This window comes from Streptomyces sp. McG3 (assembly GCF_018619185.1).
Classification (GTDB): Bacteria; Actinomycetota; Actinomycetes; order Streptomycetales; family Streptomycetaceae; genus Streptomyces.
Map to the genome: position 1 here is coordinate 1 of NZ_JAAXYC010000299.1, position 9,722 is coordinate 9,722.

A 9,722-nucleotide genomic window follows, 5' to 3' on the forward strand; every position below is an offset into this window, starting at 1 on the left:
GCCCCGCCGCCCGCCGATGCGCCATTCCATCCGGCCGCATCCGGCCCGGATCCGGCCGTGATCCAGGCCTGATCCGCCTCGAATCCGTGTGATCCTCGTCGCCCCGAACGCGTACGCCGCTGTGGAACGGAGCCACGGAAATCTGCGTCCGGCCGGGCAGGACGAAGATCGTCACCGAGCGCGTCGGGGCGTGTACGCAACTGCGCCGAAGCCCCGCCACACGCCGCCGACGTGCGGCAACAGGGTTCGGATCGACCGGTCGCGACGATCGGTGACGACGGCGTGGAGAGCGTCACGACACGGGACGACAGCGTGTCGGCGCCGCCTCGGGGCCGACGACGAACGGTGCCCGTGGTGGGCCCCACACGTTTGACCGGTGCCTCTCCGGCCTCCCTGCCACTAGCCTCTTCACATGACCTCCACTTCGACCGAGCCGACGCCTGCCCGCCCGATGGTTGAGCTGAACGCGGAGATCCGCGCTCTGGTCGCCGCCGGCGGTGTGGTGTCGCCCGAGGGCCGCCGGGAGTACGAGCGGCTGCTCGTCGAGTGGGTGGCGGCCGTACGGGGCGGATCCAACGACGCCGTCTGACCGCAGGGCCGCGGGCTGTCACCGGGAGCGGTGAGGGCCCCGGCGCAGGAGGATCCCGGAGCGGGAACATCCGGGCGCCGGCGGATCCGGGCACAGGAACATCCGGGCGCCGGGGAACCACCCGCTCCACGGGGCCGGCCGGGCGTCGGCGATAGTGATCGTCCGTCCGCGTCCTGACCCCCGGGAGAACCTCATGACCGCCGCGTCACCCGTCGGCGCACGCCGCCCGTCCCTCCTCCTCGTCACCGATCTCGCGTACGAGGCCCGCGGCCGCCGCTACTGCGACGAGGACATCTACCTCGGCTCCCGGCTGCGCGAGTCGTTCGACGTCGCCCTCTGCCACCCCCGGGACGCGGCCGCGCTGCTGGAGGGCTTCGACACCGTGCTCATCCGCAACAGCGGGCCGGTGCTGCACCACCGGGAGGCGTACGACGCCTATCGCTCCCGGGCCAGGGAGCTGCGGACGCCGGTCTACAACCCGCTGGGCGGGCGTGGTGACATGGCGGGCAAGGAGTATCTGGTCGAGATGAGCCGGGCCGGCCTGCCGGTCATCCCCACGGTGGACCGGGCGGCGGATCTGCCGGAGCTGCCCGACGCCCCCGCCTACGTGGTCAAGCCGAAGCTGGGGGCGGACTCGGTCGGGCTGCGTTTCGTCACGGCGGCGGAGGCGGCCACCGAGCTGGAGCGGGCGGCCGAGGGCTCGCTCCTCGTCCAGCCTCGCATCGACTTCCGCCACGAGGTGTCGTTCTACTTCGTCGACCACGACTTCCAGTACGCGCTGTACGCGCCCGACCCGGAACGGCGCTGGGTGCTGGAGCCGTACGCGGCGAGCGCGGAGGACCTGGAGTTCGCCCGGCGCTTCATCGCCTGGAACTCCCTCGACCACGGGATCCAGCGGGTCGACGCCTGCCGGACCGCGGACGGCGCGCTGCTGCTCGTCGAGCTGGAGGACCTCAATCCGTATCTGTCGCTCGACCGGGTCGGCGAGGACGTCCGTGAGGCGTTCGTGGCGCGGCTGAAGACCTCGATCGCCTCGCTGCCCCGCTGACCACGCCCGTCCGGCCCGCCCCCGCATGCGGGGGTGCGGAGCCGGTGTGAGGGTGCAGAGGTGACCACTGCCAGCGAGCAAGCTCCCGCCGCGCAGAGTGCAGCCGCGCCGCCGCCCGTCCTCGACCGGCGGCGGCGGAACATCGTCTTCACGACGATCGTGCTCGGCATGCTGCTCGCGGCGCTGGACCAGACGATCGTGGGCACGGCGCTCCCGACGATCGTCTCGGACCTGGGCGGCGCCGCGCACATGTCGTGGGTGGTCACCGCCTATCTGCTGGCGGAGACGGTGGCCACCGTCCTGGTCGGCAAGTTCGGCGACCTGTTCGGGCGGAAGCTGGTCTTCCAGGTCTCGGCGATCATCTTCATCACGGGTTCGTTCCTGTGCGGCCTCGCGTCGGACATGCTGCTGCTGATCATCTGGCGCGGTATGCAGGGCATCGGCGCGGGCGGCCTCATGGTCACGTCCATGGCGCTGATCGCGGACGTGATCCCGCTGCGCGAACGGGGCAAGTACCAGGGCGCGATCGGGGCGGTGTTCGGCATCTCGACGGTGATCGGGCCGCTGCTCGGCGGGCTCTTCACCGACCATCTGACCTGGCGCTGGGCGTTCTACGTCAATGTGCCGATCGCCATCGTGGTGGTGATCGCCGCCGCCCGGAACATTCCGTCGGTGAAGGCCGCGGGGCGGCCGGTGATCGACTACCGGGGCATCGCGCTGGTCACCGTCGGGGCGAGCGCGCTGATCCTGGCGACGAGCTGGGGCGGGAACGAGTACGCCTGGGGCTCGCCCATGGTCATCGGGCTGTTCGTCGGCGGGCTGATCGCCCTGGCGCTGTTCTGCGTGGTGGAGACGCGGGCGAAGGAACCGATGCTGCCGATGCGGCTGTTCCGGAACCCGGTGTTCACGGTCTGCTCGATCCTCAGTTTCATCGTGGGCTTCGCCATGCTCGGCTCGATGATCTTCCTGCCGACCTATCTCCAGTACGTGGACGGGGACTCGGCGACGCTCTCGGGGGTGCGGACGCTGCCGCTGGTCGTCGGTCTGCTGGCCGCCTCGATCTTCAGCGGCAACGTGGTGAGCAAGACGGGCCGCTACCGGGTGTTCCCGATCGTGGGGACGCTGGTCATGGCGGCCGGGCTGTTCCTGCTGTCCAGGATGGGGCCGGGGACCGGCGTCTGGCTGGAGTCGCTCTACATGGTGGTGCTGGGGCTCGGCATCGGTCTGGCCATGCAGGTGCTGACGATCGCCGTGCAGAACACCGTCGACTACGAGGACCTGGGCACGGCCACGTCGGGCGTGACGTTCTTCCGCACCCTGGGCAGCGCCTTCGGCACGGCGGTGTTCGGCACGATCTACGCCAACGCGCTGAAGCCGAACCTCGGCGACGGCGTCGCGCGGGCGGTGGCGGCGGGCGGCGACCCGGCGGCCCTGGCCCGCGCCTCGCAGAGCCCGCAGGCGCTGCACGCGCTGCCCGCCGCCCAGTCGGAACCGCTGGCCCAGGCCTACGCGGCCACCCTGCACACCGTGTTCCTGTGGACGGTGCCCGTCGCGCTGATCGGCTTCGTCGTCGCACTGTTCCTGAAGGAGGTGAAACTGCGGGACTCCGCCCGGCTCGGGTCGACGGACATGGGCGAGGGCTTCGCCCAGCCGGGCAGCGGGGACTCGGCGAAGGTCCTGGAGTACTCCGTGGCCACGATCCTGCACGGCGCGGGCCCGGACACCGCCCGGCGGATCACGGCCGGGTCCGACACCCGCCTCGACATGGCGGGGGCCTGGGCGGTGATGCAGGTGGACCTCTTCACCAGGATGGTCGGCCACGCGGGCCTCGGGCTGATCGCGGCCCGGCACCGCATCCCGCCGGAGGTGCTGGTGCCCGTCTTCGACCGGATGATCGAGGAGGGCTATCTGACGGGCGACGGCCGGATCTTCTCGCACACGGCGGCGGGCCGGCGCGAGGCCGCGGTGATCTCCGACGCCTGGGGCCAGTGGCTCAACGAGCGCCTGGCCGAGGACGGCGCCCGCCCCGACGACCGACAGCTCCGGGCCACCGTGGACGTGATCGCCAAACGGCTGCTGGCGGAGGACCTGGCCCAGGAGCTGTCCCCGGCTGCCGGTCCCGGGGGTTCGAGACGGGTGGGGGCCCCGGTCTGAGGCCCGGGCCCTTCCCGCACGGACGGGTCAGTGCTCCCAGGACCGGGGGCGGACCAGCGCCTCCCACTCCGCGCGGAGCAGGCCGAGGATCGCGTTGTCGTGGCGGCGGCCACGGTGCAGGCAGGAGGACCGGCGTACGCCTTCATGGACGAAACCGGCTCCGCGCAGAGTGGCGAGGGCCGCCGTGTTGTCGGTGTGGGTGACGGCCTCGACGCGGTGGAGGGGCAGTTCGCCGAAGGCCAGGTCGGTGAGGGCGGCGAGCGCGTCGGCTCCGATGCCCTTGCGGCGGTGTTCGGGGGCGAGGTGGAGGTAGGCCTCGGCGGTGCCGTCGACGAAGTCCTCCTCGATGAGGGCGATGTGGCCGACCGGGGTGCCGTCCGCGAGGAGGACGAGGAAGTCGTCCCGGTGCCGGTCCTCCACGTTGGCTTCGATGCGCTCGCGGAGTTCGTGGAGGGAGCCGGGCCAGACGCCGATCTCGTGGGCGGCCACCGGGTCGGCGCGCCAGTGGTGGATCAGTTCGGCGTCGTCGGGCTCGACGGGGGTGAAGGCGACGTCACGGCCCCGCCAGAATCGTTCCCGCGTGGCGTCGGGCGTCGCTGCTTCGTCCTCGTTCATGCGGCGGATCGTACGGTCGCGTGCGCTCCGCCGGGAAACGGTTTCTCGTGCGCTCGCGTCCGAGGCGTCCGGAGCGGGTGCGGGGGACGCGTCAGGAGCGGGTGCGGGGACGCCGCTCAGTCGACGAAAACCGCCGTCGAGTAGACCCAGGCGCCTTCGTGCCGGACGAAGCGGCTCTTCTCGTGGAGGGAGTCGGGGCGCCCGTCGTCGGTGTAGTGGGCGCGGAAGGTGACCGTTCCGGTGGAGTGGAAGGCGCTGCCCTCGGTGGTGTCCAGGATGTCCAGCCCCGTCCAGCGCATCGCGGGGTCGAAGTCGACGCCGGGCGGCCGGGTCCCGGAGTGCCAGGTGCGCAGCAGGTACGCCGCGTCCCGGACGACGAAGGCCGCGTACCGGGAGCGCATCAGGGCCTCGCAGGTCGGCGCGGCGGCGCTGCCGGAGTGGAAGCGGCCGCAGCACTCCCCGTAGGCGGCCGGCAGGCCGCAGGGGCACGGGGAGGCGGGGCTGATCCGCGCGGCGGCGGGCCCCCGCGGCCGGGAGGTGCGTCGTGACATGGGTCCATTGTGACGCGTGGCGGCGGGCTCAGGGTTTGCGGGCCACCCCGGCGTAGCCGGGGATCGGATCGTCGCCCGGGACGTCGATGACCTCGCCGAGCTCCGGATGCCAGTCGGCGGAGAGCGAGACGCCCGGCTCGACCAGTTCGAGACCGTCGAAGAACGCCGTGAGTTCGGCGCGGCTGCGGGGACGCAGCGTCATCCCGCGCGCCTTGTACAGGGCCCGTGCCTCTGCGGCACCCTCCGGGTTGAAGTCGCCGGTGGTGTGCGAGAGCACGAGATAGCTGCCGGAGGGAAGCTGCTCGACCAGCTTGTCGACCAGTTCGCCCGCGCCGTCCTCGTCGTCGATGAAGTGCAGCAGGGCCAGCATCGACAGGGCGATCGGCTCGTCGAAGTCCAGGACCTTGCCGGCCTCCGCCAGGATGGTCTCCGGCTTGCGGGCGTCGGCCTGGATGTACTCGGTGGCGCCCTCGGGCGTGGAGCGGAGCAGCGCCGCCGCGTGGGCGAGCACGATCGGGTCGTTGTCGCAGTAGACGACGCGTGCGTCGGGGGCGGTCTGCTGGGCGATCTGGTGGAGGTTCGGCTCGGTGGGTATGCCGGTGCCGATGTCCAGGAACTGGCGCACCCCGCTCTCGGCGAGCCGGCGGGTGGCCCGGTGCATGAACGCCCGGTTGACCCGCGCCATGTCACGGCCCCGCGGGTCCAGGGCGAGCAGCTGTCGCGCCATCTGTTCGTCGACCGGGTAGTTGTCCTTGCCGCCGAGGAACCAGTCGTACATCCGGGCCGGATGCGGCTTGCTGGTGTCGATCTCGATGGAGTGGGGTTCTTGCCCGGTCATGGCGCGCTCCGTGGTCGGGTGTCCGTACAGAGGAGGGGTGCGATATCAGGTGAGCAGGAAGTCGGCCTGGCCGGCCTTGGCTCCCTGGATGAACGCGGCGATCTCGCCGTTGGAGTAGATGAGAGCGGGGCCGTCCGGGTCGGCGGACTGGCGTACGGCGACCCGCCCGTCGGCGAGCTTCATGGCCTCGACGCAGTTGCCGCCGTTCCCGCCGCTCCATGGCTTGTACCAGCCTTCGGAGCCGAGGTCACCGGCGGGCATGCCGTTGTATATGGGGTTCATCACAGCTCCTTGCGGAAGTCCCGGAGGATTTCCTTCGTGCGTTGTGCAGTCGCGGCCTGAGCCGCCATGCGGTCCATGACTTCGAGATAGGAGGCCACCTCGGGTCGGGCGTCGAAGTAGACGGCTCCGGTCAGGTACTCGCTGTAGACCATGTCGGGGAGTTCGGGGACGGCGAACCGGAAGAGGACGAACGGTCCGTAGGTTCCCGGGTGGTGGCCGGTGGCGAACTCCGCGATCTGAAGGGTGACGTGGGGGAGCTCCGTGGATTCGAGCAGCTTGTCGATCTGTCCGCGCATCGCCTGCGCACTGCCGACGGGACGCCGCAGGACGGTCTCGTCCATGATCGCCCACAGCCTGGGGGCGTCGGCCTTGGCCAGCAGGGACTGGCGCTCCATCCGCAGCGCCACATGGCGCTCGATGTCCTCGGGCCGGGTCTGGCCGACCGCTCCGGTCCGCATCACGGAACGTGCGTAGTCCTCGGTCTGGAGGAGTCCGGGCACGAAGTGCGGCTCGTACATGCGCAGCAGGCTCGCCGCGCCCTCCAGGCTGACGTACATGCTGAACCAGTCGGGCAGGACGTCGTGGAAACGCTGCCACCAGCCCGGCTTGTTCGCCTCCTCGGCCAGGTCGACGAAGGCGTCGGCCTCCTGGTCGGCGATGCCGTACGCCTTCAGCAGCAGCTGGACGTAGGGGATCTTCAGCCCGACCTCGGCCGTCTCCATTCTGCGTATCGTCGCCGGGGCGACCCTGAGCACCTTAGCCGCCTGGTCACGGGTCAGGCCGACACGCTCGCGCAGATCCTGCAGGCGCTTGCCGAGAACGACCTGGCCCACGGTCGGGGCGGACCGCGGTTCGCTCACTTCAGACCTCCCCATGCGCTGTTTTGCGAGCAGTGTGCCATGCGTGCGCCCCCAACGACACAGTCACTCTGGAAATTTCAGAGTGCCTCTTGCCAAGTGTCATCGACAGGGGGAGAGTTGACTCCCGAACCAGTTCGCTCAGTCACGCCCGCCCCCGGCCGTCCGGGGAACGAAGCGTGACGCAGCCCCCACTGTGAGGAATCGGTCGTGGCACCTGGCAGTGCGCTCATCCCCCGGCTCATGGACCTCAGTCCCGGGACGGAGGCGCTCCGTTACTGCTTCGCGCTGCCTGCGCACCCCGAGTCGGTGGCCGGTGCGCGCGAGCTGACGCGAGCCCGGATGGACGCCTGGAAGCTGGACCGTGACACCGGTGACGCGGCTGTCCTCATCGTCTCCGAGCTGGTGACCAACGCCGTCGTGCACACCGCGAGCACCCGGGTGGTGTGCGAGCTGAGCCGGCTCGGCAGACGACTGCGGATAGCCGTGCAGGACCAGGGGCACCAGCCCGGCGGTCCGCGGTTGCGCCGCTCGTCCGACGACGAGCACGGCCGCGGTCTGCTCCTGGTCGACGCGATGAGCAGCGCCTGGGGTTCGCACGACGCCGGGAACGCCTCCGGACGCATCGTCTGGGCGGAGCTGGCACCCGACGCGGAGCAGCCGTCCGGCACGGAGCAGCCATGCTGAGGAACGCGCTGGCCAGGCTGCGCTCGGCGCACCGGGCCCGGACGCCCGAGCAGGCCCGTGGCGGGCGGGTGCGGCTGGTCCTGCCGGCCTCGATGTCAGCCACCCTGGGCTGTGACGCGGTCGGGGTGCCCGCCCGGCACGGCTTCCGCCTCATGTCCCATCTGCCGCGCACCGGATGCGTCTTCGCCGACGCGGACCGCTGGTGGTGGATCGTCCCGGCCGGCTCCGACCTGGATCTCGACTGGCCCGAGCAGGTGATGTACGCGCGTGACGCGGACGTGCCCGGCGGGCGGCCCCGGCTGATCCACTCCCCGGACGGCCTCACTCCGTACACGCCGCCCATTCCGCTCTTCCTGATGGTCTGCCAGGTGACCGGGGTGGTGCCGAGCTGGGCCACGGCCGGCAGGCCGAGCGTCGTGTCCGCGCCGTAGTCTCCCTGGCGACCGGGCGGCGGGGCCCGCGCCGGAACGAGCCGGGCCCGGTCAGGTCGGGCCCGTCTCGTTCCGCCGTGGGCCCCTCGGGGTCAGGGCCCTTCGAGGTACGCGAGCCCCGGGTGGACCTCGGTGTACCGGTCGAGCAGCCGCCGGGCCACGGCCACGGAGTCGACCAGGGGGTGCAGGGCGAACGCCTGGACGGCCGCCGCGCGGGATCCGCTCTCCGCCGCCTCCAGCACCGCCCGCTCCACCGCCTTCACGGCGGTGACGAGGCCGACCGCGTGGTTCGGGAGGGGGGAGACGGCCACCGGGCGGGCCCCGTTGGCGTCGACGAGGCAGGGCACCTCGACGACGGCGTCCGCGTCCAGGGCCGAAAGGGCGCTGCGGTTGCGGACGTTGAGGATCAACGAGGCGCGTTCGTTGCGGGCGACGGCCCGCATCAGGGCGAGCGCGACCTGTTCGTAGCCGCCGGACTCCAGGTCGCTCTCCTCCCGCTCCCCCGCTCCGGCGACCTCGCGGTTCTCCGCCATGTACGTCGCCTCGCGTTCGGCGCGGGTGCGGTCCCAGGTGGCCAGGGCCGGGGTGCCGGGCTCCCGCATGCGGGCGTAGAAGCCCTCCTGCTGGTCCCGGAGGAAGGCGCCCCGGGTCTGTTCGGCCTCCTGATAGGCGCGTACCGCTTCCCGGTTGAAGTAGTAGTAGTGCAGGTACTCGTTGGGAATCGCGCCCAGCGACCGGAGCAGTTCCGCGCCGAAGAGACGGCCCTCCTCGAAGGATGCGAGGAGCTCTGGGTCGGCGAACAGCCGGGGCAGTTCGTCCCGCCCGTCCACGTACAGCCCCCGCACCCAGCCGAGGTGGTTGAGCCCGGCGTAGTCGATCCAGGCCCGGTCCGGGTCGACGCCCAGGACGCGGGCGACGCGCCGCCCGAGACCGACCGGCGAGTCGCAGATCCCGATGACCCGGTCGCCCAGGTGCCGGGACATGGCCTCGGTGACGAGGCCCGCCGGGTTGGTGAAGTTGATGACCCAGGCGTGCGGGGCGAGCCGGGCGATGCGGCGGGCGAGGTCGAGGGCGACGGGAACGGTGCGCAGCCCGTACGCGATGCCACCGGCGCCGACGGTCTCCTGGCCGAGGACGCCTTCGTCGAGGGCCACCCGTTCGTCGGCGGCGCGTCCGGCCAGCCCGCCGACCCGGATGGCGGAGAAGACGAAGTCGGCGCCGCGCAGCGCCTCGTCGAGCTCCGTGGTGGCGACGACGGCGGGGGCGTCAGCGGTGCCCCGCCCCTGTTCCGCGAGGACGCGGGCGACGGCGGTGAGCCGGTCGGCGTCGGTGTCGTACAGCGTGACCCGGGAGACGCGGCCCTCGGCGTGATCCCCGAGGAGGGCCCCGTACACGAGAGGCACCCGGAATCCGCCACCGCCAAGAATGGTGAGCTTCACGCTGCTCGATGGTACGGGCAGGCGCGGGCTCCCCGCCGTCGGCCGCGCCCACGGCCCCGGAGCGCGACGCGGCGGCCCCGGGCCCGTGGGCGTGATCCGGGGCCGCCGCGGCCGGACGGGGCGGCGGTGTGTCAGTAGCCGCTCCACCAGCGGGCGACCGCCTGCCAGAGCCGGGCGGGGGCGGCCGGGCGGCGCTGCTGCGGGATCGTCGCCACCGGAGCGGGTTCGGGG

General features: G+C 72.0%; 11 protein-coding genes. 5 read left to right on the top strand and 6 right to left on the bottom strand.

The annotated features are described in order from the left end of the window. Window positions 1-412 precede the first annotated feature (412 nt). The 3 genes from HET64_RS31825 (at window position 413) to HET64_RS31835 (ending at window position 3,791) form a co-directional block, all read left to right on the top strand. A complete protein-coding gene (locus HET64_RS31825; RefSeq protein ID WP_215110625.1) occupies window positions 413-589 on the top strand; it encodes a hypothetical protein in 177 nt (58 codons plus the stop codon). A 193-nt stretch (window positions 590-782) separates the two neighbouring features. Further along, entirely contained in the window at window positions 783-1,637 is an 855-nt protein-coding gene (locus HET64_RS31830; protein WP_215110615.1) for a hypothetical protein, read from the top strand. Between the two features lie 60 nt (window positions 1,638-1,697). Then, a complete protein-coding gene (locus HET64_RS31835; RefSeq protein WP_215110616.1) occupies window positions 1,698-3,791 on the top strand; it encodes an MDR family MFS transporter in 2,094 nt (697 codons plus the stop codon). Between the two features lie 27 nt (window positions 3,792-3,818). On the opposite strand, the gene HET64_RS31840 is transcribed toward HET64_RS31835, so the two are convergent. From HET64_RS31840 to HET64_RS31860, 5 genes are all read right to left on the bottom strand, one after another. Beyond that, window positions 3,819-4,406 (bottom strand): GNAT family N-acetyltransferase, encoded by a 588-nt coding sequence (locus tag HET64_RS31840; RefSeq protein WP_215110617.1) that lies wholly within the window; start codon window positions 4,404-4,406, stop codon window positions 3,819-3,821. 116 nt (window positions 4,407-4,522) lie between these two features. Further along, window positions 4,523-4,957, bottom strand: a complete 435-nt coding sequence (locus HET64_RS31845; protein WP_215110618.1) for a YchJ family protein — start codon at window positions 4,955-4,957, stop codon at window positions 4,523-4,525. A 28-nt stretch (window positions 4,958-4,985) separates the two neighbouring features. Beyond that, a complete protein-coding gene (locus HET64_RS31850; protein ID WP_215110619.1) occupies window positions 4,986-5,795 on the bottom strand; it encodes an SAM-dependent methyltransferase in 810 nt (269 codons plus the stop codon). A gap of 45 nt (window positions 5,796-5,840) precedes the next feature. Further along, window positions 5,841-6,077 (bottom strand): DUF397 domain-containing protein, encoded by a 237-nt coding sequence (locus HET64_RS31855; RefSeq protein WP_215110620.1) that lies wholly within the window; start codon window positions 6,075-6,077, stop codon window positions 5,841-5,843. Then, entirely contained in the window at window positions 6,077-6,937 is an 861-nt protein-coding gene (locus tag HET64_RS31860; RefSeq protein ID WP_215110621.1) for a helix-turn-helix transcriptional regulator, read from the bottom strand. Before HET64_RS31860 ends, HET64_RS31855 begins: the two co-directional genes overlap by 1 nt. 207 nt (window positions 6,938-7,144) lie before the next feature. Between HET64_RS31860 and HET64_RS31865 the strand changes: the two genes are divergently transcribed. Next, window positions 7,145-7,621 carry an ATP-binding protein gene (locus HET64_RS31865; protein WP_215110622.1) on the top strand — a complete coding sequence of 159 codons (477 nt, stop codon included), beginning with the start codon at window positions 7,145-7,147 and terminating at the stop codon, window positions 7,619-7,621. Further along, window positions 7,615-8,052 carry a hypothetical protein gene (locus HET64_RS31870; protein ID WP_215110623.1) on the top strand — a complete coding sequence of 146 codons (438 nt, stop codon included), beginning with the start codon at window positions 7,615-7,617 and terminating at the stop codon, window positions 8,050-8,052. Before HET64_RS31865 ends, HET64_RS31870 begins: the two co-directional genes overlap by 7 nt. 92 nt (window positions 8,053-8,144) lie before the next feature. On the opposite strand, the gene HET64_RS31875 is transcribed toward HET64_RS31870, so the two are convergent. Next, complete coding sequence (locus HET64_RS31875) at window positions 8,145-9,491, bottom strand: 6-phospho-beta-glucosidase (protein ID WP_215110624.1); 1,347 nt, start codon at window positions 9,489-9,491, stop codon at window positions 8,145-8,147. Between the last annotated feature and the right edge of the window lie 231 nt (window positions 9,492-9,722).

Coding starts and splice junctions, on each gene's coding strand:
- HET64_RS31825 (WP_215110625.1), top strand. CDS start 413: ATGACCTCCACTTCGACCGAGCCGACGCCTGCCCGCCCGATGGTTGAG.
- HET64_RS31830 (WP_215110615.1), top strand. CDS start 783: ATGACCGCCGCGTCACCCGTCGGCGCACGCCGCCCGTCCCTCCTCCTC.
- HET64_RS31840 (WP_215110617.1), bottom strand. CDS start 4,406: ATGAACGAGGACGAAGCAGCGACGCCCGACGCCACGCGGGAACGATTC.
- HET64_RS31845 (WP_215110618.1), bottom strand. CDS start 4,957: ATGTCACGACGCACCTCCCGGCCGCGGGGGCCCGCCGCCGCGCGGATC.
- HET64_RS31850 (WP_215110619.1), bottom strand. CDS start 5,795: ATGACCGGGCAAGAACCCCACTCCATCGAGATCGACACCAGCAAGCCG.
- HET64_RS31855 (WP_215110620.1), bottom strand. CDS start 6,077: ATGAACCCCATATACAACGGCATGCCCGCCGGTGACCTCGGCTCCGAA.
- HET64_RS31870 (WP_215110623.1), top strand. CDS start 7,615: ATGCTGAGGAACGCGCTGGCCAGGCTGCGCTCGGCGCACCGGGCCCGG.